26 protein-coding genes are annotated in these 25,376 nt (G+C 68.9%); 10 read left to right on the top strand and 16 right to left on the bottom strand.

What is annotated here, in order from left to right:
• Positions 1-19: 19 nt before the first annotated feature.
• Positions 20-565: a thioesterase family protein gene (locus tag DMX10_RS22880; protein WP_111263239.1), complete on the top strand. Its 546-nt coding sequence runs from the start codon at positions 20-22 to the stop codon at positions 563-565.
• 47 nt (positions 566-612) lie between these two features.
• On the opposite strand, the gene DMX10_RS22875 is transcribed toward DMX10_RS22880, so the two are convergent.
• From DMX10_RS22875 to DMX10_RS22865, 3 genes are all read right to left on the bottom strand, one after another.
• Complete coding sequence (locus tag DMX10_RS22875) at positions 613-1,653, bottom strand: NADP-dependent oxidoreductase (protein WP_111263238.1); 1,041 nt, start codon at positions 1,651-1,653, stop codon at positions 613-615.
• Positions 1,654-1,726: 73 nt separating this feature from the next.
• Positions 1,727-3,067, bottom strand: coding sequence for a DUF1329 domain-containing protein (locus DMX10_RS22870; RefSeq protein ID WP_371921721.1), 1,341 nt, complete (start codon positions 3,065-3,067; stop codon positions 1,727-1,729).
• Positions 3,054-3,347, bottom strand: a complete 294-nt coding sequence (locus tag DMX10_RS22865) for a hypothetical protein (protein ID WP_111263236.1) — start codon at positions 3,345-3,347, stop codon at positions 3,054-3,056. The genes DMX10_RS22870 and DMX10_RS22865 overlap by 14 nt, the downstream gene beginning before the upstream one ends.
• Before the next feature lie 134 nt (positions 3,348-3,481).
• Between DMX10_RS22865 and DMX10_RS22860 the strand changes: the two genes are divergently transcribed.
• The 3 genes from DMX10_RS22860 to DMX10_RS32590 all read left to right on the top strand — a co-directional run bounded on the left by DMX10_RS22860 (position 3,482) and on the right by DMX10_RS32590 (position 4,876).
• Positions 3,482-3,967 carry a helix-turn-helix domain-containing protein gene (locus tag DMX10_RS22860; RefSeq protein ID WP_111263235.1) on the top strand — a complete coding sequence of 162 codons (486 nt, stop codon included), beginning with the start codon at positions 3,482-3,484 and terminating at the stop codon, positions 3,965-3,967.
• A 116-nt stretch (positions 3,968-4,083) separates the two neighbouring features.
• Positions 4,084-4,605, top strand: a complete 522-nt coding sequence (locus DMX10_RS22855; protein WP_111263234.1) for a hypothetical protein — start codon at positions 4,084-4,086, stop codon at positions 4,603-4,605.
• A gap of 37 nt (positions 4,606-4,642) precedes the next feature.
• The gene (locus DMX10_RS32590; RefSeq protein WP_146603051.1) at positions 4,643-4,876 is read left to right on the top strand and encodes a hypothetical protein; all 234 of its coding nucleotides are present in this window, start codon (positions 4,643-4,645) and stop codon (positions 4,874-4,876) included.
• 33 nt (positions 4,877-4,909) lie between these two features.
• Here DMX10_RS32590 and phnE read toward each other — a convergent pair whose 3' ends face one another.
• The 4 genes from phnE to DMX10_RS22835 are packed head-to-tail and all read right to left on the bottom strand — an operon-like array spanning position 4,910 to position 8,140.
• Positions 4,910-5,677 (bottom strand): phosphonate ABC transporter, permease protein PhnE, encoded by a 768-nt coding sequence (phnE, locus tag DMX10_RS22850; protein ID WP_111263233.1) that lies wholly within the window; start codon positions 5,675-5,677, stop codon positions 4,910-4,912.
• Positions 5,674-6,501 carry an ABC transporter permease gene (locus tag DMX10_RS22845; protein ID WP_111263232.1) on the bottom strand — a complete coding sequence of 276 codons (828 nt, stop codon included), beginning with the start codon at positions 6,499-6,501 and terminating at the stop codon, positions 5,674-5,676. The genes phnE and DMX10_RS22845 overlap by 4 nt, the downstream gene beginning before the upstream one ends.
• A complete protein-coding gene (locus tag DMX10_RS22840) occupies positions 6,495-7,292 on the bottom strand; it encodes a phosphonate ABC transporter ATP-binding protein (protein ID WP_111263231.1) in 798 nt (265 codons plus the stop codon). Before DMX10_RS22840 ends, DMX10_RS22845 begins: the two co-directional genes overlap by 7 nt.
• Positions 7,289-8,140, bottom strand: coding sequence for a putative selenate ABC transporter substrate-binding protein (locus DMX10_RS22835; protein WP_111263230.1), 852 nt, complete (start codon positions 8,138-8,140; stop codon positions 7,289-7,291). Before DMX10_RS22835 ends, DMX10_RS22840 begins: the two co-directional genes overlap by 4 nt.
• A gap of 151 nt (positions 8,141-8,291) precedes the next feature.
• Between DMX10_RS22835 and selD the strand changes: the two genes are divergently transcribed.
• Both selD and mnmH read left to right on the top strand, forming a co-directional pair.
• Entirely contained in the window at positions 8,292-9,326 is a 1,035-nt protein-coding gene (gene selD, locus DMX10_RS22830; RefSeq protein ID WP_111263229.1) for a selenide, water dikinase SelD, read from the top strand.
• Positions 9,326-10,426: a tRNA 2-selenouridine(34) synthase MnmH gene (gene mnmH, locus DMX10_RS22825; protein ID WP_111263228.1), complete on the top strand. Its 1,101-nt coding sequence runs from the start codon at positions 9,326-9,328 to the stop codon at positions 10,424-10,426. The genes selD and mnmH overlap by 1 nt, the downstream gene beginning before the upstream one ends.
• Before the next feature lie 45 nt (positions 10,427-10,471).
• On the opposite strand, the gene DMX10_RS22820 is transcribed toward mnmH, so the two are convergent.
• From DMX10_RS22820 to DMX10_RS22790, 7 genes are all read right to left on the bottom strand, one after another.
• A complete protein-coding gene (locus DMX10_RS22820) occupies positions 10,472-11,197 on the bottom strand; it encodes a UTRA domain-containing protein (protein ID WP_111263251.1) in 726 nt (241 codons plus the stop codon).
• Positions 11,198-11,271: 74 nt separating this feature from the next.
• Positions 11,272-11,868 (bottom strand): nicotinamide riboside transporter PnuC, encoded by a 597-nt coding sequence (gene pnuC, locus DMX10_RS22815; RefSeq protein WP_111263227.1) that lies wholly within the window; start codon positions 11,866-11,868, stop codon positions 11,272-11,274.
• 11 nt (positions 11,869-11,879) lie between these two features.
• Complete coding sequence (locus DMX10_RS22810) at positions 11,880-12,722, bottom strand: 5'-nucleotidase, lipoprotein e(P4) family (protein ID WP_111263226.1); 843 nt, start codon at positions 12,720-12,722, stop codon at positions 11,880-11,882.
• A 10-nt stretch (positions 12,723-12,732) separates the two neighbouring features.
• The gene (locus tag DMX10_RS22805) at positions 12,733-14,901 is read right to left on the bottom strand and encodes a TonB-dependent siderophore receptor (protein ID WP_111263225.1); all 2,169 of its coding nucleotides are present in this window, start codon (positions 14,899-14,901) and stop codon (positions 12,733-12,735) included.
• 109 nt (positions 14,902-15,010) lie between these two features.
• Positions 15,011-15,892, bottom strand: coding sequence for a sulfurtransferase (locus tag DMX10_RS22800; protein WP_111263224.1), 882 nt, complete (start codon positions 15,890-15,892; stop codon positions 15,011-15,013).
• Between the two features lie 9 nt (positions 15,893-15,901).
• Entirely contained in the window at positions 15,902-17,053 is a 1,152-nt protein-coding gene (locus tag DMX10_RS22795; protein ID WP_111263223.1) for a phosphotransferase enzyme family protein, read from the bottom strand.
• Positions 17,050-17,970, bottom strand: coding sequence for an ABC transporter substrate-binding protein (locus DMX10_RS22790; RefSeq protein WP_111263222.1), 921 nt, complete (start codon positions 17,968-17,970; stop codon positions 17,050-17,052). The genes DMX10_RS22795 and DMX10_RS22790 overlap by 4 nt, the downstream gene beginning before the upstream one ends.
• Positions 17,971-18,232: 262 nt before the next feature.
• Between DMX10_RS22790 and DMX10_RS22785 the strand changes: the two genes are divergently transcribed.
• On the top strand, positions 18,233-20,128 hold the full coding sequence (locus tag DMX10_RS22785) for a diguanylate cyclase (RefSeq protein WP_256604853.1): 1,896 nt from the start codon (positions 18,233-18,235) through the stop codon (positions 20,126-20,128).
• Positions 20,129-20,152: 24 nt separating this feature from the next.
• Here the strand turns inward: DMX10_RS22785 and DMX10_RS22780 are convergent, their stop codons facing one another.
• Complete coding sequence (locus DMX10_RS22780) at positions 20,153-21,037, bottom strand: LysR substrate-binding domain-containing protein (protein WP_111263220.1); 885 nt, start codon at positions 21,035-21,037, stop codon at positions 20,153-20,155.
• Between the two features lie 100 nt (positions 21,038-21,137).
• Between DMX10_RS22780 and DMX10_RS22775 the strand changes: the two genes are divergently transcribed.
• Together DMX10_RS22775 and DMX10_RS22770 are read left to right on the top strand one after the other, a co-directional pair.
• Positions 21,138-22,115 (top strand): DMT family transporter, encoded by a 978-nt coding sequence (locus DMX10_RS22775; RefSeq protein WP_111263219.1) that lies wholly within the window; start codon positions 21,138-21,140, stop codon positions 22,113-22,115.
• A 170-nt stretch (positions 22,116-22,285) separates the two neighbouring features.
• The gene (locus DMX10_RS22770) at positions 22,286-23,860 is read left to right on the top strand and encodes a mechanosensitive ion channel family protein (RefSeq protein WP_111263218.1); all 1,575 of its coding nucleotides are present in this window, start codon (positions 22,286-22,288) and stop codon (positions 23,858-23,860) included.
• A gap of 10 nt (positions 23,861-23,870) precedes the next feature.
• On the opposite strand, the gene DMX10_RS22765 is transcribed toward DMX10_RS22770, so the two are convergent.
• Positions 23,871-24,263, bottom strand: a complete 393-nt coding sequence (locus tag DMX10_RS22765) for a RidA family protein (RefSeq protein WP_111263217.1) — start codon at positions 24,261-24,263, stop codon at positions 23,871-23,873.
• 145 nt (positions 24,264-24,408) lie between these two features.
• Here DMX10_RS22765 and DMX10_RS22760 point away from each other — a divergent pair, with 145 nt between their 5' ends.
• Positions 24,409-25,335, top strand: coding sequence for a LysR family transcriptional regulator (locus DMX10_RS22760; protein WP_111263216.1), 927 nt, complete (start codon positions 24,409-24,411; stop codon positions 25,333-25,335).
• Positions 25,336-25,376: the final 41 nt, after the last annotated feature.

Genomic DNA, 25,376 nt, shown 5'->3' with positions numbered 1-25,376 from the left:
TCAAACAGGTGTTCGCTAGATGAACCTATGGTTTCGCCTTCTGTTGATGCTGCTGCGCCGCCCCTGGCGCAAACCCGTACACGGGCTCGCCACCACCGTGGTGCGGCTACGCGTATGGCCGCTGGATCTGGACCTCAACCGGCATGTCACCAATGGCCGCTATTTCACCCTGGCCGACATCGGGCGGATGGACTACGTATTGCGCAGCGGCGCCTATCGCGTGGCGTTGCGGCATCGCGCGCTGCCCATCGTGGGTGATGTGTGGGGCAAGTTCCGCCGCGAGCTGAAGCTGTTCGAGCGTTTCGAGGTCCACTCGCGGATGCTGGGCTGGGATGAGAAGTGGAGCTTCATGGAGCACCGCTTCGTCAAGGACCAGCGGGTGATCGCGGTGGTGGTGATGCGGGGGCTGTTCCGCGGCCCCAAGGGCACCGTGGCGCCCGCTGAGTTCGCGCGTGAACTGGGCGTGGACGAATCGCCGGCGTTGCCAGGGTGGCTGCAGGACTGGTCGGCCAGTTGCGACGGCCTGAGCGAGCACCTGCGCGAGGCGGAGGCGCCGCTGCGATAGCTGCACCTGGGCACGCCGCCCGTGCCATCGCACGGGCGGCGGCCTCGTCATTGGGCGATGGGCACCGGTGTGGCTGCGGGCACGGGCTGCTGGACCCTGACCACGACCTTTCCCCTGGCGCGGCCCGTCTCGACGTAGGCCAGGGCCTCGTCCGTGTCCTCGAAGGCAAAGACCTTGTCGATCACCGGCCGGATCGCACCCTCGCCGATGAGCTCGCCGAGCCTGCGCAGCTGCCTGCCGCTGGGCTGCATGAACAGGAACGAGTAGCGGACCTGGTGCCGGCTGGCCTGCTTGCGGATCTTCCGGCTGATCAGGCGGATGATCAGCTGCACCAGCTTGGGCATGCCGGCGCTCCTGGCGAAGTCGGGGTCCGGCGGGCCCGAGATGGAGATCAGCAGGCCACCCGGCTTGAGCACGCTCAAGGATTTCTCCAGCTCATCCGTGCCCAGGCTGTGCAGGACCACATCGTAGCCACGCAGGATCTTCTCGAAGTCGTCCTTGCGGTAGTCGATGACGATGTCGGCGCCAAGGCTTTTCACCAGCGCGACATTGGCCGTGCTGGTGGTGGTCGCCACGCTGGCGCCCAGGTGCCTGGCCAACTGGATCGCGATGCTCCCGACCCCGCCTGAGCCCGCATGCACGAATACCTTCTGGCCTTTCTGCAGGTTGGCCTTCTCCACCAGCGCCTGCCAGGCGGTGAGGGCTACCAGGGGGAGGGAGGCCGCCTGCTCCATGCTCAGGCCGGCCGGCTTCGGGGCGACGTTGGCCTCGGATACGGCGATGCGGTCGGCGAAGGCGCCGATGCGCGCGGTGTCGGTGCGTGCATAGACTTCATCGCCCGGCTTGAAGCCCGTGACCCTGGCGCCGACCTGGCTCACCACGCCGGCCAGGTCGTTGCCCAGCACGAGCGGCAGGCGCAGGGGCACAACCCGCCTGAGAGCGCCACTCTTGAGCTTGATGTCCAGCGGATTGATGCTGGCGGCGTGGACCTGCACCAATACATCGTGCTCGCCGAGCGTCGGCTCCGGCACATCCGCAGGCTTGAGGCGCTCCTGCTTTCCATAACGTTCGATGACGAAGGCTTTCATGGTTTCACCTGTTCAGCCGCGCGGGCGCTATCGGCCTGCGCGCGGCTCGAGGGTTGAGTGTGGAGGTGCGGGTTCAGCGGATGCCCTGTGCTCTCAGGGCGGCGGGAGTGAACTCCGATTTGCTCGCCTTGAAGCCGAAGGTGATGGGTTGCGCGCTGTTGTAGATCAGGCCGAACACCAGGTAGCGGTTGTTGCTGAAATCATAGATCGCCTCACCGGCGTACCAGGGCGTATCGGCGTAGTCGTACTGCACGTGGAAGCCCTCGGAGAAGCGCCACAGTTCACCACGGCTGTCGTAGTGCTCCGCCAGGGCGATCTGCCAGGTGTCCTCGTCGATATAGAACACGCGCTTGGCATAGATGTGGCGCATCCCCGGCTTCAGCGTGCCGACCACCTTCCACACCCGGTGTTTTTCATAGCGCAGGTATTGCGGTGCGAGGTGGCCCTTCTCGATCAGCTTGGCCGAGGTGAGCTCATGGCTGGTCAGGCGGTAGTTGTTGTAGGGGATATAGAGTTCCTGCTTGCCTTCGAGCACCCACTCGTAGCGATCGGGCGAGCCCGTGTACATGTCGTAGTTGTCGGAGGTGCGCAGGCCGTCCGCTGCGGTGCCGGGGCCGTCGTAGGCGACTTGCGGCGCGCGCCTGACGCGCCGCTGCCCGGAGTTGTAGAGCCAGGCGAGGCGCGGTTGTGCAACCTGGTCGACGGTTTCGTGCACCAGCAGGATGTTGCCTGCCAGGCGCGCCGGGGCCGTCACTTTCTGGGTCGAGAAAATCATGATGTTGGCATCGCGCACCGGGTCGAAGCCGGTCAGGTTTTCCGGCCAGGCGGCGCGGTCTTCGAGCCGGACCTCACTGAACGCACCGCTCGGCTGGGTGATCACCTGGGTGTGTTCGCGGAACAGACTGCCGCCGCGGTATCGCATGAAGTGATTCCACAGCACTTCCACGCCGCTCTTGGGGTGGCTGAAAGGCACGTAGCCCTCGTAGTCGAGCACCCCGTTGCCACCGGGTGCCAGCCTGGCTGTCTGCGCGTTCCTGCGCGCCGCCTCGTAGACATGCTCGGGATACCGGGCGGTACGCCGGGTTTCGTAGACGTTCAGCCGGTAGCCGTCCGGGTTGCGGCGCAACTGCTCGATTTGCCCGGGCGTCAGGTTGTCCCGGTAGGTTTCATAGTTGCTGGCGTCGATGGAGAACTTCACCGGATCGCCGGCGAAGGGGTCGACGAACTGCTTCGGGATGTCGCTCCAGGTGATGCCGCGGCTGAACCCGCCGGTCCATGCGGGGATGGACCCGTCGGCGTTACCGGCCGCCTCGGCACCCAGTGGTGTGAGCGCTTCGGCGGCGGCGGTGAAGCTGGCCGCCAGTGCCATTGCGGCCATCAGGGCGCAGAGCACGCGTGGCTTAGTCATTTGCATGCCCCGCTTGCTCCAGCTGCCGTTCGACCGCAGCCAGGTGCTTGCGGGCCTCGCGTGCGCCGAGCTTCTGGGCCTGCTGGAACCAGCTGTGGGCGTATTCCAGTGCCGCTACGCTGCCGTCCTGGGTGGCACGGGCCATATGGCAATTGCCCACCGCCAGCGCCAGTTCTGCGGTGATCACGCTCTCGTCCAGTTCGTTGGTGATGCAGGTGTCTTGGGGTGCGGCCTGTGCGGTCGCGACGACGAGGAAGGTCGTCGCACCCAGGAGTTGCTTGATCATGAATAGACCTCGAAGGGAAGATTTTCATTAGGTTCTATGAAAGAACCATGGGGCGGAAAACTAGGTGCTATCATGAAACCTGTCAATCGCTTTCTCGATAACCGCTCAACCTCACCCACGACGGAGACTTCACCGTGGAAAGAGTCACGTTCGAAGATCGAAACTGTTCCATCGCCCGTTCCACGGACGTGCTCGGCGACTGGTGGAACCTGCTGATCATCCGCGAGTTGCTCTGGGGAACTACGAAGTTCGACGAGTTCCAGCGCAACCTGGAGATTTCCAAGGGCATCCTCTCCAAGCGCCTCAAGCTGCTTCAGGAACACTCGATCATCATCAAGACACCGGTCGGCACCGGCACCGAATACACCCTGACCGACAAGGGCCGGGCCCTGCACGTCATCATCATCGCCATGCTCCAGTGGGGGGATGAATGGAATCCGCTGCCGGAGGGGCCCCCGCTGATCCCCATCAACCGGAAGACCGGGGCGCCCCTCGCGCCCTTGCAGTTGGTAGACAGTGAGGGTGTGCCGCTCGGCCTGAAGGACCTGGGCCTTCGCCCCGGCCCCGGTGCGGACGCGACGACCCTGGAGCGCCTGGACAGGCTGCGCAAAGCCCGCTGACTGGCGCGGCGGTGCAGGCCCATCGCAGCGGGGCGAGCACTGGTCGGCGGTAATTTCCTCGACGGACGCTAACATCCGCGCCAGAACGCCCCTCCGGCCATTGCGGACCCCACCTGATGAAATTGCGCCTGTTGCCCCTCAGCCTGCTTCTCGCCTCTTCCCTGGCCCTCGCCGCCGACCCGGAACCGGTGCCCAAGGCGCTGGAGGAGCAGGTCGGGCGCCTGGTGGAGCTGCTCAGGGACAGCTACGCCACCGGCTACCCCGAGGCGACCATGACCCAGACCCTGGATACCGGCGAGGAAAGCCAGGTCACCCTGGCGGTGTTCACCGTCGAAGGCTTCGGCATGGGCAACAACTACGCCCAGTTCCTGGCGGCCTTCACCCCGGAGGCGAACGAAGAAGGCGTGCCGCACTACAGCCTGATCGACGTGGTGCGCATCGGTGGCGACAGCTGGCGCTCGATCGAGAAACTCGACGCCAGGCTGGTCAGCGACCCCGCAGGCGACAAGACCCTGATCGACATCCCGGTGATGGAGAACACCGATGACGATTCGCCGAACTTCCCGACCCGTCCCGGCGTGATCCACCTGTCCGTGGACGACGCCTCCCAGGCCACCCGCCTGCTGGAGCTGAAGTGACCTCACCCGTCTCCACGCCCGGCCGCGATGGCCGGCCATGAAGGTCTGTGATCACTGCGGGTTCCTCGTCTTCGAGGTGCACCGCCCGTGCACGCGATGCGCCGAGGATGCGCGGCGGGCGCTGCAGGCCCGGGGGCCCGGACCCAGGCCGTCCGTGCTGCCGAAGGTCCTGAAATGGCTGTTCATCGGCATCGCGGTGCTGGGCCTCGCCGCAGCGGGCGGGATCGCCTGGGTCCTGCATTCGCTGGGGCCGATGCCCTCGTTCGGTTGATGGCGCCAGCAGGCGACGCCGACGCGGCAGGCGCTAGGCCCGCACCCAGCGCTGGCGGGTCCAGCCACTCAGGGCGTCGACCGCGAGCACCAGCACCAGCATGGCCAGGATCACGGTGCTGGCGCGGGCTTCCTGGAACAGGCTGAGGCTGACATAGAGCATCTGCCCCAGGCCGCCGGCACCGACGAAGCCGAGCACGCTGGCCATGCGGATGTTGTTTTCCCAGCGGTACAGCGAGTAGGCCAGCAGCTGCGGCCACAGGTTGGGCAGGGTGCCGTAGCAGAAGGCGGCGATCTGGCCGCCGCCTTGCAGGCGGATGGCTTCGGCCGGGGCGCTCGGCGTGTTCTCCAGCGCTTCGGCGAACAGGCGGCCGAGCACGCCCGCCGTGTGCAGGGCCAGGGCCAGGGTGCCGGCGTTGGGCCCGAGGCCGGCGGCGAGCACCATCAGCGCCGCCCAGACCAGCTCGGGTATCGCCCGCAGGCCATTGAGCAGCAGGCGGGTCAGGCCCTGTGGCAGCGTGCCGAAGCGCCCGGCGGCGGGCAGCGCCAGCAGCAGGCCCAGCAGCGCGGCGAGCAGCGTGCCCAGGGCCGACATGGCCAGGGTCTCCAGCGCGCCCCGGGCGATGGCCAGCAGGTGGGAGTCGCTGAGGTCGGGCTGCAGGAAACGCATCACGTACGCCCCCATCTGCTTGAGGTTTCCCGCCTCACCCAGGGCCGGCAGGTCCAGGCCCAGGTAGAGGAAGGAGGCGATGACGGCGGCGAGGATCGCCAGCAGCAGGGCGGTGTCGACCAGGCGCTTCATGCCAGCCTCCCACGCAGCACGCGGCTGAGCAGGTCCGCCAGCAGCACCAGCAGGAAGAAGGTCAGCAGCATGCTCGCCACCTCGCCGCCGGCGAACATGCGCAGCGACAGGTCGATCTGCTGGCCCAGGCCGCCAGCACCCACGAACCCCATCACCACCGAGGCGCGGATGGCGCACTCCCAACGGTACACGGTGTAGGAGGTCAGCTCGGCGGCGGCGTTCGGCAGCAGGCCGTAGAAGAAGGCGCCCAGGCGCCCGGCGCCGCCCTGCAGCAGGGCATGCATGGGGCGCTGGTCGACCGACTCGAGGATTTCCGCGTAGACCTTGCCGAGCATGCCGGCATAGGTGATGGCGATGGCCAGCACGCCTGCGGTCGGGCCGAGGCCCACGGCCCGCACGAACAGCAGCGCCCAGACGATTTCCGGCACGCTGCGCAGGATGATGAGCAGCACCCGTACCGGCCAGCGCACTGCCCGGCCGAGCATGCCGGGATGGCCGCCCCGGGAGGCCGCCGACAGCGACAGGGCGCGGCTGGCGAGCAGGCCGGCGGGCACCGCGACCAGCAGCGCCAGGACCATGCCGGCGGTGGCGATGGCCAGGGTCTGCAGGGTGGCGTCCAGCAGCAGCTTCAGGAAGGCCGGGTCGTGGGCAGGCGGCCAGAAGCCGGCGAGGAAGCGGCCCATCTCGCTCTGGCTGTCCGCGGCCAGGAGCACGCCGGGGTCCAGTTCGGCCAGGCGGATGCCGGGCCACAGCAGCGCCACCGCCAGCAGCGCCAGCAGCAGGCGGGGCAGGGTGGCAGGGTCGCGGTGGTCGGCCCTCAGCATCGGGGTATCTGCACCTGCAGGGTCACGGCCTGGGGCGGCGGAGACTGCAACTGCTCATTGGCGTAGAGGGCGTCGAGCAGCGCCTGGTCGACCTCGCCGGCCGGGCGATCGAAGGCGATGCGCCCCTCGCGCACGCCGACGATGCGCGGGAAGTGCGACAGGGCGAGTTCCACGGCATGCAGGCTGGCCACCAGCGTCATGCCATGGGCCTCGGCGTGCTGGCAGAGCACGCGCATCGTGTGGTCCGCGAGCACCGGGTCCATCGCGGAAACCGGCTCGTCCGCGAGCAGGAGTTCCGGCGCCTGGTACAGCGCCCGGGCGATGCCGACGCGTTGCAGCTGGCCGCCCGACAACTGCTGGCACTGGGCGAAGAGCTTGTCGGCCAGGTCCAGGCGCGCCAGCGCGGCGCGCGCACCGGGGATGTCCAGTGGATGCAGCAGGTTGAGCAGGCTGCGACCCAGCCCCCATTGGCCGAGCTTGCCGGCGAGCACGGCGGTGACCACCCGCTGCCGTGGCGGCAGGGGTGGCGACTGGTGGATCAGGGCGATGCGTGAGCGCAGATGCTGCCGGGCACGGGACGACAGCTGCCAGGGGTTCTGCCCGAGCGCCTCCACATGGCCCGCGCTCGGCTGCAGGGCGGTGGCGAGCAGGTTCAGCAGGCTGGACTTGCCTGCGCCTGAGGGGCCGATGATGGCGACCCGTTCTCCGCTGGCGATGCCCAGGTCGACGCCGCGCAGGGCGTGGACCCCATTGCCGTGCTGCAGGCAGGCGCCTTCGAGGCGCAGGCTCATTTCAGCAGGTCGGCGGCGCGGGCGGCTTCCTCGATGCCCTTGTAGTTGTCCGGGTTGGTCTCGATGAAGCGGCTGGCGGCCTGCAGGTCGAGGATCGCCTTGTGCTCCGGGTTGGCCGGGTCGAGGGCGAGGAAGGCCTTCCTGATCTTCTCGGCGAGGGCCGGGTCGAGGGTGCCGCGCACGGTCCAGTTGTAGTCGTAGTAGGCCGGTGTGGTGGCGAACACCCGGACCTTGGCGGTGTCGACCTTGCCGGCGGCGACCAGCTTGTCCCACACGCTGGCGTTCAGCACGCCGCCGTCCACCTTGCCGGCCTGGACCCAGGCGGCGGTGGCGTCATGGGCGCCGGAATAGCCGATGCGGCTGAAGTACTGCTCGGGCTTGATGCCGTCCTTGAGCATGAAGTAGCGCGGCATCAGGCTGCCCGAGGTCGAGGAGATGGAGCCGAAGGCGAAGGTCTTGCCCTTGAGGTCGGCCAGCGACTTCACCTCCGGGTTGGCGGTGATGAACTTGCTGGTGAACTGCGCATCCTGCTCGCGCTGCACCAGCGGGATGGCGTTGCCGGTCTTCAGGCGCACCTGGACGAAGGTGAAGCCGCCCAGCCAGGCCAGGTCCAGGCGGTCGGTGGCCAGGGCCTCGACCACGGCCGGGTAGTCGGCGACCGGGACGAACTGGACCTGCATGCCCAGCGTTTTTTCCAGGTAGGCGCCCAGCGGCTCGAACTTGCGCAGCAGCTCGGTGGGGGATTCGTCGGGGATGGCGCTGACGCGCAGCACGTCGGCGGCCTGGGTGGCCAGCGTGGACAGGGACAGGGCGAGGCCGGCGGTGGCGGCCAGGATGCGCTTGAGCATGAAGATTCTCCGGTTCAATGGCGGAAAAGGTTCGCAGTCACGCGCCGGGCGCGCTTGCAGAGGGTAGCCGAATCGGCGGCGATTATAGGGAGGGAGGTGCGAAACGCCAGCTTTGCTAAAATCCGCCGCCATCAGAATCACGAGGTGTGCAATGAGCGAGCCGATCCGTTTGACCCAGTACAGCCATGGCGCCGGTTGCGGCTGCAAGATTTCCCCCAAGGTGCTGGACGTGATCCTGGCCGGCAGCGGCGCGCAGAACCTCGACCCGCGCCTGTGGGTCGGCAATGCCTCGCGCGACGATGCTGCGGTGTACGCCCTGGACGAGGAGCGCGGGGTGGTCTCCACCACTGATTTCTTCATGCCCATCGTCGACGACCCCTACGACTTCGGCCGCATCGCCGCGACCAACGCGATCAGCGACATCTATGCCATGGGCGGCGACCCCTTGATGGCCATCGCCATCCTCGGCTGGCCGGTGAACCTGCTGTCGCCGGAGGTGGCTCGCGAGGTGATCCGGGGAGGCCGCGCGGTGTGCGATGCGGCGGGCATCCCGCTGGCCGGCGGCCACTCGATCGACGCGCCGGAGCCGATCTTCGGCCTGGCCGTGACCGGCGTGGTGAACAAGGCGCACATGAAGCGCAACGACACCGCAACCGTCGGTTGCAGGCTCTACCTGACCAAGCCGCTGGGCATCGGCATCCTCACCACCGCCGAGAAGAAGGCCCGGCTGCGTGAGCAGGACGTCGGCCTGGCGCGGGACTGGATGTGCACCCTCAATACCCCCGGTTCGCGCTTCGGCCGCCTGGCGGGCGTCCGTGCCATGACCGACGTCACCGGCTTCGGCCTGCTCGGCCACCTGGTGGAGATGGCCGACGGTGCCGGCCTCACGGCCCGGCTGGATTACGCCAGCGTGCCGCGCCTGCCGGGCGTCGAGCATTACCTGGCGGAAGGTTGCGTGCCCGGCGGGACGCAGCGCAACTTCGACAGCTATGGCGACAGGATCGCGCCGATCTCCGACGCGCAGCGGGACCTGCTGTGCGACCCGCAGACCAGCGGTGGCCTGCTGGTGGCGGTGGCGCCCGAGGGCGAGGCCGAGTTCCTCGCCGTGGCCGCCGAGCTGCGGCTGGACCTCTCGCCCATCGGCCAACTGGTCGAGCGACAGGGACACGCGGTCGAGGTGCTGTGATGCGTGACAACACCACCGACTACCGCGAGCTCTTTCTCAACGATGTCCCGATGATGGACATGCGTGCCCCGGTGGAATACGCCAAGGGCGCCTTTCCCGGCACCGTCAGCCTCCCCCTGATGACCGACCTGGAGCGGCAGAAGGTCGGCACCTGCTACAAGCAGAAGGGCCAGCAGGCCGCCATCGAGCTCGGCCACCAACTGGTGTCCGGCAAGGTCAAGGCGCAACGGGTGGAGGCCTGGGCGGCCTTCGCCAAGGCCCACCCCGAGGGCTACCTCTATTGCTTCCGGGGCGGCCTGCGGTCGCAGATCGTGCAGCAGTGGCTGAAGGAAGCCGGCATCGAGTACCCGCGCGTGATCGGCGGCTACAAGGCGATGCGGACCTTCCTGATCGAGACCCTGGACCGTGCCGTGGCCGAGTGCGAGTTCGTCGTCGTGGGCGGCATGACCGGCACCGGCAAGACCGAGGTGGTCAAGGCCCTGGCCGACAGCGTCGACCTGGAGGGCCACGCCAACCACCGTGGCTCCAGCTTCGGCAAGCGTGCGACCTTGCAACCCTCGCAGATCGACTTCGAGAACCGCCTGGCCATCGACCTGCTCAAGCGCCGGGCGCGAGGCCAGCAGCAGTTCGTGCTGGAGGACGAAAGCCGCATGATCGGCATGTGCTCGCTGCCGCTGTCGTTGCACCAGGGCATGCAGCATTTCCCGCTGGTATGGCTGGAGGACAGCCTCGAAGGGCGCATCGAACGCATTCTCAAGGACTACGTGATCGACCTGGCCGGCGAATTCCGCGCCGTGCACGGCGATGAGCAGGGTTTCGAGCGTTTCGCCGAGCGCCTGCTGCAGAGCCTCGACAACATCCAGAAGCGCCTCGGCGGCGAACGTTACCAGCGCCTGCGGCTGATCATGCAGGCGGCCCTGGACGAGCAGCGTCGCCGTGGTGTGGTGGATCTCCACCGTGGCTGGATCGAGGGGCTGCTGCGCGAGTACTACGACCCGATGTACGCCTACCAGCGCGAGAACAAGGGCACGCGCATCGAGTTCGCCGGTGACGCGCCGGCCATCCTCGACTACCTGGCGCAGCGCCGGTCGCGGCGTTAGGGGCTGTCGACCAGGGGCGGCCCCGCCGTTGTACGTCGCACTGACTCATGGGTGCCGGATCGCTTCCGGATGCCGGGTGCCGAGGACCACGGCGAGGGAGTCCGGTCGCCAGAATTCCTGGTCGAACTCCACGGGTTGGCCGTGCTCGCCGTAGCTCAGGCGCTCCAGGTAGAAGCTGCCGGACCCCGGCGAGACCTGCAGCAGCTCGGCCTGGACATCGTTCATCGTTTCCGGATGCATGAGCAGTTCGCTGCGTGACTGCACGCGGCCGAAGCGCTCGCGCAGCAGGCGGGTGAGCGAGGTGTTGAGGTCGGTGCGGAGCAGCTCGGGGCACCAGTCCACCAGCAGCACGTTGCATTCCAGAAGCACCGGGCGCTGGTCGACCCAGCGGCGCCGTTGCAGGTAGAAGACCGGCTCCTCGGGGTGCTCCAGGCCCATGCGCTTGGCCAGCCAGGCGCCGGCGGGGCGGCGTTCGGCGTGCAGGCATTCGGTGCGCGGCACGCGCCCCTGGGCCGCCACGTATTCCATGAAGCCGATGATGCCGGTGGGGTCGTAGCGGATGCGCGGCGGGCTCACATACCAGCCCCTTCGGTTCTGGCGGTAGATCAGGCCGTCCGTCTCCAGCAGCTGCAAGGCCTGGCGCAGGGTCACCCGGGTGCAGCCGAAGCGCTCGGCCAGCTCACGCTCCGCCGGCAGCTTGCTGTCACTGGGGAGGACGCCTTCGGCCAGGTCCGTCACCAACTGGTCGCGGATGCGCAGGTAGTGGGGCAGTGATGCTCGCCAACCGCCCTGGGGCAAGGACTCGGTGACGAACGAGGGGCGCGACGGGTTCAGCAGCGCGCCGTTCACGCCGTTGCCTCGGCAGCCGCTGCCAGCGGCTGCTCCTGGTGCCGCAGGTCCTTGCGCCAGGCGTGCAGGCCATAGCCGGCGAGCACCACGAAGCCGGCGTAGAGCGCGGCGGTGAGTTGCAGGTCCTTGTAGAGGAAGAGGCCGACGTAGGCGATGTCGAGGATGATCCACAGCCCCCAGCTCGCCAGGTACTTGCGCGCCGCCCAGAAGCTGGCCACCAGGCTGAAGGCGGTGAGCAGGGCGTCGACCCAGGGCACGGCGGCATCGGTGAAAAGGTGCATCAGGCTGCCCAGCAGCACGGCGCCGAGCAGGCCGGCGAGCAGGCTGAGAACGGCCTCGCGCGGGGGCAGGCGCTCGACGCGGACCTTGCCGCCGACGCTCTGGCCGCTGCTCCAGCGCCACCAGCCGTAGCCTTGCAGCACGGCGAAGACCAGTTGCAGGAGCATGTCGGAGTAGAGCTTCACGCCGAAGAAGATCCAGGCATAGAGCAGCACCGCGACCACGCTGACCGGCCAGCACCAGCGGATGCGCCGGGCGGTGAGCCAGACGCCGAGGATGTTGACGATGACGGCGACGATTTCCAGTGATGACATCGATGGGGCCCTCAGTCGGTGGGGTACTGCGGTTGCAGCGCCCGTTGCTTGAGCGCGCGCTTCTCGGTGGCCGGCAGGTCCTCGCGGCCCTGGTAGGGGGCGCTGTACCAGTGGCCGTAGGTTGGGTTGGGCAACAGGAACCAGCGCTCGCCCAGCCAGCCGAGGTAGGGCGCGGCCACCCGTTGCTGATCGGCCAGGCTGCCCTTGCCGGCGATGAAGTCCCCGAAGCTGTCGCCCACCAGCATCAGTACGCGGGCCTGGCTGCCGACCCAGTTGCGCCGGCAGGTCTTGTCCGAACCCGCGTCGGCGCAGCCGCCGATGGCGGTGCCGGCGGTGAGGATCTGCGCGGTGCCGTCGATGGGGAAGCCGGCGCGCCGGAGGTTGGCCAGGGTGGCCTGCTCCTGCCCGGGCTCGCGGTTGGTCAGGTAGTACGGGGTGATGCCGCGCTGGGCCGCCGCCTGCAGGAAGGCCACCGCGCCCGGTAGCGCCCTGGCCTCGGCACGCTCCACCCATTGGTTCCATTGCCTGTGGTCGTAGGGGCGGTCCTCGAGGACGGTGCGGGCGTTCAGCGGCACGTTGTCGAGCAGGGTCTCGTCGATGTCGACGATCACCGCCGGCGGCAGCCCGGCCAGCTCGCGAGGCGCTTCGGCCAGGGCGTCCCAGCCGGGGTCGGCCAGGGCCCTGTCCAGGTGCCGCGTGGCGTTGGCGTAGACCTGGCGGAACAGCAGGTCGTGCTCGATGGAGGTCTGGGTCCAGAGCACCGCGTCCAGCTGGTCGTTGGCGGGCGGGTGCTGCTGGCAGCCGGCCAGGAGCGAGGCGAGCAGGGCGGTGACGAGGGGGGTGGCGATGCGCACGGCAGGCTCCTCAGAAGTTCAGGGTGGCGGAGAGGCGCGCGGTACGCGGGGCGCCCTGGAACAGGTAGCCGTCGCCCATGTACTCGCCGGCGTCGCGCCAGTAGCGGGCGTCGAAGAGGTTGTCGACGGTCAGGCGCAGCACCGTCTCGTAGCCGTCGATATCCAGGCTGTAGCGGCCGCCGAGGTCGAACACCGCGTAGTCGTCCACCTTCACGTTGCCGGCCTGGCTGGCGTACTTGCTGCCGCTGTACTGCACGCCGCCGAGCAGGGCCAGGCCCTGGATGCCGGGGATGGCGTAGTCGGCATGCAGGCTGGCGCGCAGCTCGGGCACGTTGATCGCCTGGTGGCCTTCGTAGACGGCGGTGCCGCTGCCGGCGACCCGCGCGCGGATGGCCGCGGCACTGGCCGAAACCTGCAGGCGGTCGGTGACCCGGCCGGTGGCGGAAAGCTCCAGGCCGATGTTCTTCTGCTCGCCCTGCTGCACGTAGGTGAAGGTGGTGTCGCCGTTGGGCCGCGCGTACTGGTAGGCCTTGGTGATCTGGAACAGCGCGGCGCTCAGGCTCAGGCGCTGCCAGTCGCGCTTGATGCCCAGCTCCAGCTGGCGCGAGACCGTCGGCGGCAGGATTTCGTCGGCGTTGGTGGTGAACCAGGCCGCTTCGCCGCCCAGGGACAGGCCCTTGCTGTAGCTGCCATAGAGGGAGATGTCCGCGCGCGGCTTGTAGATCAGCGCGACGCTGGGCAGGAACGCCGAGCGCCGGGTGTGGCGGGTGGTGTTGCCGTCCTTGTCGAAGGCCTCTTCGTCCAGGCGCACCTGGCGCCCGCCGATCACCGCCTGCCAGTGTTCGCCGTAGCTCACGCGGTCGCTGGCGAACAGGCCGTACTGGCGGCTGTCCAGGCGGCGATAGGTGTGGCCGAGGGGCACGTCGGTGGGCGGGAAGTCGGGCGTGGGCTGGTGGATGTTGGCGGTGCCCACCCACTCGTTGGTCGACTTGCGCCGGTCCAGCAGGCGGCGGAAGGCGCTGCTGCCGATGGTCAGCTCGTGGCTGAGCGGGCCGCTGTCGAAGCGGCCGGCGAGGGCGGCTTGCAGCTCGTCGTTGCGGCGCGTGTCGCCCGGGTTGCGGAAGTCGTAGATGTCGTAGTCGCCTTCGGGGCTGAAGAAGTTCGGCACGGCGGAGCCGGCGCAACTGGCCGAGCCGTAGCAGCCCCAGGCGAAGGCGCTGTAGTCGTCGATCACCACGCGGCTGCGGGCGGCGCTGAGGCTGCCGGTCCAGTCGTCGTCGAAACGGTATTCGAAGCGGCCGTTGAGGTTCAGCGAGTCGATTTTCACGGGCTTGGACCAGCTCTGGTCGCCGAGGCGGTCGCTCGGGTCGATGCCGCTGGGCACCACGCTGCCGCCCAGCAGCTGGTAGCCGGGCACCGAGCGCTGCTCGCGGGTCTGGTACTCGGCGTCCAGCTGCAGCAGGGCGGCGTCGCTGATGTTCCAGTCGCTGGCCAGGGAGAGGAAGTCGCGCGTGCCGTCGGAGTTGTCGACGTAGGAGCGGATGTCCTCGTGGGCGACGTTGGCGCGCAGGCCGAAGCGCTGCTCGTCGTCGAGCCAGGCGCCGATGTCGGTGGCGATGTAGCGCTCGCCCTGCTCGTTGGTGGCCAGGGTCACCGAGCGCACGGCCTCCGGGCGCTTGGTGACGTAGTTGACCAGCCCGCCGGGCTCGGAGACGCCGCTCTGCAGGCCGGAAAGGCCCTTGAGCACCTCGACCCGCTGCTTGTTCTCCAGGGCCACGTTCTGCTCGCCGGTGATGGTACGGCCGTTGATCTTGTAGCTGCTGGCGGCGTTGAGGGAGAAGCCGCGGATCACGAAGTTCTCGTAGTAGCCGATGGGCGCGTAGCTGTCGCCGACCGAGGCGTCGTTGCGCAGCACCTCGCTGAGCAGCCTGGCCTGGCGATCCTTGATCAGTGCCTCGGTGAACACCGAGACCGAGGCGGGGGTGTCCAGCAGCGGCGCCTCGTCGAAGCCGCCCACCGAGGCGCTTCGGGCCTGGTAGCCGTCGCCCTCGTCGCCGTGCACGGTGACGGTGTCTAGGGTGACGGCGCCTTGCGCCCGGACCAGGGACGGGCTCAGTGACAGGGCCAGGAGCGCCAGGGCGAAACCGTGGCGGTGCTGCAGGAACAGGGATGAAGCCATGGACGAACTCCTCGATGGACGCCGGCATGAAGCGGGGCCGGGCGGTGGGTTGCCCGGCTGGCCGCGCTGGCGTGCCTACTGCTGAAAGACGGAAGAAGGTGGAAGAACCTCAGGCCGGAGCTGCTCCGGTGGACATTGGCAAGGCTGGATCGGCCGCCCATTCCTGCAGCGAGCCGTCGTAGATCGAGACCCGCTGCCGGCCCAGTAGGGTCAGGGCGAGGGCCGTGGCGGCGGCGGAAATGCCGCCGCCGCAATAGAGGATCAGGGGCTGCTCGCCCTCCAGCAGCGGGCCCAGGGCCTGGGCCAGCTGCGGTGCCGGCAGGTAGCGGCCGCTCGTGTCGAACAGGCCGCGTGCCGGGTGGCTGAGGCTGCCGGGAATATGGCCGCGCCGGGCATAGCGGGTCACGGCGCTGCCGTCGAAGAGCGCGGCGGACAGCGCGCAGACCAGCGTGCCGGGCGCGTTGCCCTCGACCACGGCGAGCACGTCCTGGCGATCGGCCCAGAAACCCGCCTGGGGGGCCAGCTGCGGCAACGGCCCGCCGCCACCGGGCTCCTCGCCCTGTGCCAGGGGCAGGCCGGCGTGGCGCCAGGCCTTGAGGCCGCCATCGAGTACGGCGGCGGTGATGCCGAGGCTGCGCAGCATCCACCACAGGCGCGCGGCCCAGAAACCGTCGTGGCGGTCGTAGATGACGATGCGCCGTGCGCCGCCGATGCCCAGGCGGGCCAGGGGGCGCTGCAGGGCGGCCGGGGACGGCAGGGCGAAGCTGAAGCCCGCCGCGCCATCGGCCAGCTCGTGCAGCAGGTCCGCATGGCGGGCACCGGGGAGGTGCTCCTGGCGCCAGGCCGCCTCGCCGCTTGCCACCCGGTAGTCGCCGTCGAATGCGGCGGCGGCCAGTTCGACGCTGGCATCGAGCAGCAGCAGGCCGGGTTCGGCCAGGGCCCGGTGCAGGGCCTGCGGGGCGATGAGGATGGCGGCTTGGTGCGTGGGCATGGCGGTTTCCTAGTTGCGTGTGCGGGCGTGCCGGTCGAGGTGGTCGAGCAGGCGGGTGCCCTCGTTGTCGCCGAACCAGCGGGCATGGCCGACCAGGAAGGCGTGGTAGGCGATATCCGCACTGGACCGGGAGCCGACGATGCCTTCGAAGTAATCCACCTCGGCGAGGGCGAAGTCGGCGTGCACCAGCGGCAGCAGTGCCTTGAGGGTGAACAGGTCGTTGCGGTCGAGGGGCCGCTGGCTCGTGTAGCCGGCCAGCAGCGCATCGACGGCGTCGAGGTCGGCCGGGGCGCGGCCGCCATCATCCAGTTCCAGCCAGGGAACGCAATTGCGTTCCAGCGCGGTGGCGAGGTCGAACAGGGCGAAGGTGAGGTCGCTGAGGCCGAAGTCGAGGACGCTCTCGACCTCGGCCGAGCCACCTTCGGCGCGCCACAGCAGGTTGGAGGCATGCCAGTCGTTGTGGGTCCAGAGCGCTGGTTGGCCGGCGAGCAGCGGCAGCAGCTCGCGGTGCCACGGCAGGTGCAGTTCCGCCAGGGTCCGGCGCCAGTCCTGCCCGGCCAGGTAGCGGGCCAGGGCGGGCCGCCGGGGCAGGGCCAGCTCGATGGCCTGCAGCGGGTCGCGCTGGCTGAAGACGCGCAGGTTGGACACCAGCACCGGAGCCTGGCGGGCACGCGCGGTGAAGCCTTCGGCGGCGCGGTGCAGGCGGGCGAGGGTGGCACCGGCCGAGTAGGCGTGGTGCAGGTCGAGGAAGGGCGTCCAGGACAGCGCGTCGCGGTAGAGATCGTCCCCGGCGGCGCGGGGCAGCACTTCGTAGGTCCAGTCGCCGAGGGCCAGCGAGCTGTTGCCGTGCGTGTCGGTCAGGGGGCTGACCACCGGTGCGCCTCGGCTCGCCAGGTGGCGGATGAAGCGGTGTTCCTCTTCCAGCCAGGCCGGCTGGCGCACGCTGTGGTGATGACGCTTGACGAACAGCTCGCCCCGCTCCGTCTGCACCTGGGCGGCGGCGGAGAAGGGGCGCGGGCTGTGCCAGCCGAGCTGCACCCCGGCGCCCAGCTGCGGGAAGCGCTGCAGCACCTGCTCGACGTCCCGTTGCTGCAGGGCGGGCCAGTCGGCTTCCACCGGTTGCGAGCCCATGCCGTGGGCGATGCGTCCGGGCTCGCTCATGGCCGCGGCTCCGCCAGGTAGCCGTTGTGGGTGGCGTGGCGCCAGGCGTCCGCGTCGGCGAGCACACCGTGCGCGTGCAGCCAGTGCGCATAGGGTGCGAGCAGTTCTTCACGCTGCCGGCCCCAGCGCTGCTCGTGCAACCAGGTGGTGGCGATGCGCTGCAGCGACTGGCTGAGCAGCTCGGTGGGGAAGTAGGGGATGGCCGCCTCATAGGCGGGCAGAGCGCTTTGCGGGTCGGCCGCCACGGCGCGGAAGCCGCGCTCGGTGGCGGCGAGGAAGGCGCGTGCGGCTTCGGCGTTGTCGTCGAGCCAGTCCTCGCGGCCGCCCAGCAGGTAGCTGTGGTAGCGCGGTGCGCCGATCTCGTCCACCGGCCAGACCACGCGGCGTTCGGCCGGGATGGGGCTGTCCATCAGCGCTTCCCAGGCCCAGTAGCCACCGAAGCTGGCGTCGGCGACCCCGGCGGCCAGTTGTTCCGGGCGCAGCTCGCGCACCTTGCTGTCGACGATGATCACGGCATCCGGATCGCCACCGTCGGCAGCCACCAGGTGGCGCACCATGGCCAGGCCGCGCGGCGTGGGGTTGAGCGCCAGGCGCTTGCCGGCCAGGTCGCGGGGACGCTGGATGCCGAGGCCGGTCAGGGTCTGGATGGACTCCAGCCCGCCATGGTTGATGGCGGCCACGCCCAGCAGGGGTTGGCCGAGGCTGCGCCGGACCAGCAGGCGGTTGCTGGGGAATACGCCAAGATCGGCCGCCCCCTGCAGCACGTGTTCGAGCGTGTCGCCCCGGAAGGGGTCCGGCACCTGGAGCTGCACATCCAGCCCGGCGTCGCGGTACCAGCCGCGTTCGCGCGCCACGTAGAAGCCGGCCGAATTCGGCCAGGGATGAAAATATTCCAGCATTACCCGTACAGCGATCATCCATCTTGCTCCGCATTGCCCAGTGGGCTCGTCGGGGCGGATTTAAAGGGAGGGTCCCTGGTATATACCAATACCCTTCAGCGCTATTGATATCCCTTCATGGAATAAATGACGTGCTGCTAATTCAATCGAGGATTAAGCGGCGGCGTGCCGGCGCGACCGCCGACGGTGCAGGCTCCGCGCCGCTGCGTAGCTGTCGGCGCCCCGGGGTTGTCTTGTAGACTTCGGCACCGTCAGGGGGCGTCGGTCGGGTTCGATCCGAGTGCCTCCCTGGCTCCCCTGGGCCCTGCTGGTACGCCACCGCATGCACGCCGTTCGCCTGAATCGACAGCCGTTTTCCTGGCCCCTGCTGGTGCTGCTTCTGTTGCCGTTTTTGGCAGGGGCGGGCGAGCGGGTGGTCGACGCCGCGGCCGTGGACCAGGCTGCGCTGTCGCTGACGCCCTTCGTCTCGCTGCTGGAGGACCCGGACCGTTCCCTGACCCTGGCGGACGTGCAGGCACCCGAGCGGGCGGCGCGCTTCCGGGGCGACCTGCCGCCCGGCAACGCGCTGGCGCTGGGCTTCACCCGCTCCGCCTACTGGCTGCGCCTGGTGTTGCGCAACCCGGGCGATACCCCGTTGCGGCGCATGCTGGTGGTGGAGAACCCGCGCATCTCCCATGTCGAGGCGCATATCCCCGATGCGCAGGGCGTCTACCATGCGACCGCCACCGGCTGCGACGTCCCGCCCTCGAGCAAGGCCTATCCCAACCGCAACTTCGTCTTCCCCCTGCACCTGGGCGCACATTCGGAGCAGGTGCTGTACCTGCGCGTGGAGTCGAGCGTGGGGCTGCTGGTGCCGCTGCAGCTGTGGCCGGTGGAGGCGTTCCACGCCTACGAGCGCGACGACTATGTGAGCAAGGTCTGGTACTTCGGCATCGCCACCGCGATGGTGCTGTTCAACCTGATGCTGTTCGTCGCCCTGCGCGACCCTGTCTACCTGCTGTACGTGGCCTTCGTGGCCTCCACCGCCTTCACCCTGGCGATCAAGAACGGCCTGGCCCCGGACGGGACCATCGCCGGGCTGCCGCTGAACTCCAACGTCGCCTACTACTCCGGCGTTTCCCTGGCCCTGAGCGCGATGTTGCTGTTCACCCGGCGCATGCTGCGCACCGACCAGGTGATGCCGAGGGTCGACCGCCTGCTGCTGGCGATGGTCGCCCTGTACCTGGTCACGCCGCTGCTCTATGCCTTCGCGCTGCCGCTGTTCTCGCGCCTGGCGGTCTACTTCAACCTCGCCACTGCGGTGGTGGTGCTGGGCGTGGCGCTGGCGGGGGTATTCAGGCGCCAGCGCGCCGCCTGGTTCTTCCTCGCGGCCTTCGCACTGCTGATGTTCGGCGGTGCCATGACCACGCTGCGCGCCATGGGCCTGATGCCCACCAACATGTTCACGGTGGACGGCATCCAGCTGGGCTCGGCGATGGAGATGATCGTGCTGGCCTTCGCCCTGGCGGATCGCTTCAACGTCATGCGCCGCGAGAAGGCGCGGGTGCAGGAGGCGTTGCTGCAGGCGCAGCAGATGCTGGTGGAGACGCTGCAGGGGTCCGAGCGGGAGCTGGAGCTGCGCGTGGCACAACGCACCGATGAACTGCAGGAACTCAACAGCAAGCTGGAAACCCTGAGCCTGACCGACGCGCTGACCGGCATCGCCAACCGCCGCCACTTCGACGAGGTGCTGCAGCAGGAATGGCACCGTGCCCAGCGCACCGGCGAGCCGCTGGCACTGGCGATCCTCGATGTCGACTGGTTCAAGCGCTACAACGACCACTACGGCCACCCGGCCGGCGACGCCTGCCTGCAGCGTATCGCCCAGGTGCTGGCGAGTACCCTCGGTCGCTCCAGCGACCTGGTGGCCCGCTACGGCGGCGAGGAATTCGTCGCCCTGATGCCGCTGACCGATGCGGACGGGGCCCAGGGTATCGCCCAGCGACTGGTGCAGGCCGTCGAGACGCTGGACCTGCCGCACGCGCTCTCGACCTTCGGCCGCGTCACCCTGAGCATCGGCGTCGCCGCCACCACCCCCGGCCCGGACGAGGCCCCCGAGACCCTGCTGCAGCGTGCCGACGAGGCGTTGTACGAGGCGAAGAAAGCCGGGCGCAACCGCGTCGGGCGCTTCATGTAGCTCGCGTGCTGCGCGAGCCCGCTGTCAGGGCGCGGAGAGGTGGGTCAGCAACTGCCGCGCGTGGGAGGACAGCGCATCCCCGCCCTTGATGCACAGCCGCAGTTCCCGCGTCGCCCAGGTGTTCTCCAGGCCGACGATGGCCACCGGCATCTCCTGCGCCAGGCGCGTGGCCGCCGCTTCCGGGAGCATGGCGATGCCGGCGTGCTGGGCCACCAGCTGGGCGATGGCGTCGAAGCTCGGCGCGCGCACCCGCACCTTCAGCGGTAAGGCGTAGTTCACCGCCATCTCCTCGATGAAGCGTTGCATGGCGCGCTCCGGCGGCAGGCAGACGAAGGCGAAGCCCAGTGCCTCGCGCATGTGCGCCTGGCGGCGCCCGGCCAGGGGGTGGTCCCGAGGCACCAGCAGCACCAGGCGGTCATCGCGAAAAGGCATCGAGACCAGCCCGCCGGTGGGCAGGTTGCCGTCGTAGACGCCGATATCGAACTCGCCCGCCTGCACGCCGCGCAGCACGTCGCGGCTGTTCAGCTCGGTGAGTTGCAGGTCCACTTCCGGGTAGTCGGCGAGGAAGGGCCCGAGCGTGGCGGGGAGAAAGGTGCTGTTGGCGACGGTGCTCGCCGCCAGGCGCAGGGTGATGCGGTGCTGCCCGGCGAGCTCCTGCAGGGTGTCCTTGAGCTTCTGCGCCTCGTGCAGCACGCCGTGACAGGATTCCAGCACCAGGCGTCCTGCCGGTGTCAGCGCCATGCCATCGGCCTTGCGCACGAACAGGGCCAGCCCGCAACGCTCCTCGAACTGGCGCAACCGCGTGCTCGCCGCCGAAACCGCGACCGGGAAGGTGGCAGCCGCCTTGCTCAGGCTGCCGGTGGCGGCGATGGCGGTGAGCAGGCGCAGGTCGGCCAGGTCGAAATGCATGGGCGTTCTCTTTTGGCGAAGGGTCTTTTCGGTAAAAAGCGATTCTAGCCGTATTGTCTTCGCTTCAGAATAAGACTCCCTCACTGCTGGCCGAAGCCCGATGAACGTCTTGCTCTCCCTCTATCAGCGTGGCGCCCGCAACGGTGCCCTTTATGCGGTGCTCTCGGCCGTCGGATTCAGCCTCAAGGCGATCTTCGTCAAGCTGTCCTACGCAGCCGCGCCCGTGGATGCGCTGACCATCCTGGCGATGCGCATGGGCCTGGCGTTACCCCTGTTCGCCTGGTTGCTGTGGCTGAGCCGTGGCACCGGGCAGGTGGCGTTGTCGGGCCGCGACGGGGTGCGCGTGCTGCTGCTGGGGATGTTCGGCTACTACCTGTCCAGCCTCTTCGACTTCTATGGGCTGGCGTTCATCAGCGCCGGCCTGGAGCGGCTGATCCTGTTCACCTACCCGACGCTGGTGCTGGTGTTCCAGGCGCTGATCTTCCGCGAGCGGCCGAGCCGGCGCACCTTGCTCGCCATGGGCCTGTGCTACCTGGGGCTCGGGATCGCGCTGATGCACGATATCGGCAGCACCGACATGGGCACGCAGGTGATGATCGGCGCCGCCTGGGTGTTCGCCAGCGCGGTGACCTACGCGCTCTATTACCTGGGCACCGGCGTGGTGGTGAAGCGTATCGGCTCCATGCGCCTGGCCGGCCTGGCCGGGGGGGCTTCGGCGCTGATGGTGCTGGCGCACTACGGTGTGGTGGCCGACTTCACCCAACTGGCGGCGCTGCCGGCGTCGGTGTGGCTGTACGCCACGCTGATGGCGCTGTTCTCCACCGTGCTGCCGATCTACTGGATGGCGCTGGCGATCCAGCGCATGGGCACCACCCACACCGCCGCCTTGGGCAACCTGGGGCCGGTGCTGACCATCCTGGCGTCGTGGGCGTTGCTGAACGAGGCCATCTCGGCCTACCAGCTGGTCGGGCTGGCGCTGGTGCTGTTCGGGGTGTCGCGGCTCAGGCCGGCGCCAGCCACTGCCGCGCCTGTCGTCGTGACCCGCGTGGCGGGTGCGGGGCGCCACACCTCCGACTGAGGTGTGAAGGTGGTCGCGAAAGCCGCCGCCGACACGCTTGCCAAGCTGTTCTACTCTCCCATCGGCGAGCCATAGATCGCGGGGTAGGGCAGATGGGAAGCAGCCACAGATCAGCGGGACCGAGGGCAAGGCACGACGGGGTGTGGCGCTGGCTGGCGTTATGCCTGTGCATGCTGACGTCGGCCCTGGCACTGGGGGCCGAGCCGGTAGCGGAGGGGGACGCCCGCGAGGCCGCCGAACTCAGGGTGATGAACCGCAGTATCCAGGTGTTTCGCACCGTGGTGCTCGGTGAGACCCCCGGGCAGCGGGTGAGGCGCGCCCGGGCGGTGATCGGCGAGGCGCTGGAAGGCACCGAGCGGCTCGAGGTGCGCATCGAGGCCGTGGGCGAGGACTATCTGCTGCTGCTCGGCGACCGCCGTGCCTTCATCGTCGCCCCGGGCGATGTCGACCCGCTGGCTGCGGCCTCCGTGCGCGAAGCTGCCCAGGGCGCCGCCGAGAGATTGCGCCTGGTGGTGACCGAGACGCAGCAGGCACGCAGCGTACGTTTCATCGTCGAGGCAGCGGGATATTCCGCGCTGGCGACCTTGCTGTTCTTCGCCGCGCTCAAGGCCATCCAGTTCATTCGCCTCCGATCGCTGGCGCGCCTGCCCGACCTGATGACGCGTCACGCGCCGGCCCTGCGCGTGGGGCAGACGCCCGTGCTCGAGGTGCGCTACCTGTACCCCGTGGTGGGACGGGTATTCTGGGCGTTCCGTTGGGCGCTGATCCTGCTGCTGTGCTACGAGTGGCTGAGCTTCGTGCTGTCGCGATTCCCCTATACGCGTCCCTGGGGTGAAAGCCTCAACTCCTACCTGCTGGAGGTGGCCGGCCACCTGTTGCAGGGCATCATCGGCGCGGTTCCGGGGCTGGTCCTGGCCGTCTCCATCTTCTTCATCGCCCGGGGTGTCACGGCGTTCAGCCAGCGGGTACTGCGACGCATGGCGATGCCGGGAACCCTGAGCTGGCTGAACCTGGAAACGCTGCCAACCACAACGCGCCTGACTTCGCTGGCGATCTGGCTGTTCGCCCTGGCCATGGCCTACCCCTACCTGCCGGGGGCGGGCACCGAGGCGTTCAAGGGGCTTTCGGTGCTGGTGGGGCTGATGATCTCCCTCGGCGCTTCCAGCGTGGTGGGCCAGGCGGCGGCGGGCCTGATCCTGACCTATACGCGCACGCTTCGGGTGGGGGAGTTCGTGCGTATCGGCGAGCACGAGGGCACGGTCACCGAGCTGGGCATGTTCACCACGCGGGTGCGCACCGGGCTGGGCGAGGTGCTGACCATCCCCAATTCGATGATCACCAGCAGCGTGACCAAGAACTACTCGCGCGCCGTGCAGGGCCAGGGCTACGTGGTCGACACCACGGTGACGATCGGCTACGACACGCCCTGGCGCCAGGTGGAGGCGATGCTGCTGGAGGCGGCGCGGCGTACGGCGGGCATTCTCGAGCAGCCGGCCCCGCAGGTGTTCCAGACGGCGCTGTCGGACTTCTACCCCGAATACCGCCTGGTGGCTCAGGCCATCCCCAGCGAGCCGCGTCCCCGCGCGGAGCTGCTGAGCGAGCTGCACGCCAATGTCCAGGATGTATTCAACGAATACGGCGTGCAGATCATGTCGCCGCACTACCTGGGCGACCCTCAGCAGGAGAAATGGGTGCCGCGGGAGAAATGGTTCGCCGCCCCGGCGCGGGAGCGGGACGAACCCTGAGAGGTGGCGGTCAGCCGGGCAGCCGGGCGATCACCTTGATCTCGAAATCGAAGCCATAGAGCCAGGTGACGCCGATGGCGGTCAGCGTCGGGTGCGGAGCCGCGCCCCAGAACTCCGGCACCACCTGCCAGATGGCTTCGAATTTCGATTGCGGGTCGACCATGAACACGGTGACGTCGACCACGTCGTCGAAGCTGCAGCCGGCCTCGCCGAGAATCGCATTGAGGTTGGTGAAGGCCTGGCGCACCTGGGCCTTGAGGTCCGGCTCCGGCGAGCCGTCGGGGTTGCTGCCCACCTGCCCGGAGACGAACAGGAAGCCATTGGAGCGGATGGCCGGCGAGTAGCGGTTGCGCTCGTAGAGCGCCTGGCGGCCGGGCGGGAAAACGACGTCGCGTTGGGTCATGGGGAGGTACTCCAGTGGTGGGTCGATGCGACCCGGGGTCAACGATGGAGGCGACTCTAGGCCCTTGCGCAGGGGTGATAAACGCGCAAGCTTGTCCATCACTGTTTGCCGATCCCAAACAATCCGCCGGATATCTGGAGCGTCCATGGACCGTTTCGATGCGATGCAGGCCTTCGCCCGGGTGGTGGAGGCGGGCAGCTTCACCCGCGCCGCCGACACCCTGCACATGAGCAGGACCAGCGTCACCCAGCTGGTGCAGCAGCTGGAAGCGCGCCTGCGCGTGAAGCTGCTCAACCGCACCACGCGACGTGTCGCGCTCACCGCCGACGGCGCCGCCTACTATGAGCGGGTGGTGCGCCTGCTGGCCGACCTGGACGATGCCGAGACCAGCCTCTCCAGCGCCTCCGCCTCGCCCCGTGGGCGCCTGCGGGTGGATGTGCCGAGCCCGCTGGCGAGCATGATCCTGGTGCCGGCGCTGCCCGAGTTCCATGCACGCCACCCGGACATCCAGATCGACATGGGCGTCAGCGACCGCATCGTCGACGTGATCGGCGAGAACGTCGATTGCGTGGTGCGCGGCGGGGAGCTGAGCGACCAGTCGCTGGTGGCGCGGCGGGTCGGCGACCTGCGCCTGGGCGTCTACGCGGCGCCGGACTACCTGCGGCGCCTGGGTACGCCGACGCACCCGCGCGAGCTGGAGGATTCGCCCCATCGCATCATCGGCTTCCTCTGGGCGCGCACCGGCAAGCCGGTGCCCTATGCCATGCGCAAGGGGGACGAGGAAATCCGCGTGAACGGGCGCTACGTGCTGGCGGTGGACGACGGCAACGCCTACCTCGCCGCCGGCCTGGCGGGGCTGGGCGTGCTCTGGCTGCCGGAGTACATGGCCCGGCCCAGTTGGGCGAACGGTGCGCTGGTGCCGCTGATGGAGGACTGGACGCTGGACCCGATGCCGATCTACCTGGCGTTCCCGCCGAACCGGCACATCAGCGCCAAGCTGCGGGTGTTCATCGACTGGGTGGCCGAGCTGATGGCGCGCCACGCGCCGGTGATGACCCGCCCGGGCGCGTGACGCCGTGAAGGAATGACGACGGGGCCGCAACGGCCCCGTCG

Origin of the sequence: Pseudomonas sp. 57B-090624 (genome assembly GCF_003234055.1) — a bacterium.
GTDB classification, from domain to species: domain Bacteria; phylum Pseudomonadota; class Gammaproteobacteria; order Pseudomonadales; family Pseudomonadaceae; genus Metapseudomonas; species Metapseudomonas tohonis.
Note: the sequence above shows the minus strand (reverse complement) of the source record. Positions and strands in the feature narration are given on the sequence as shown.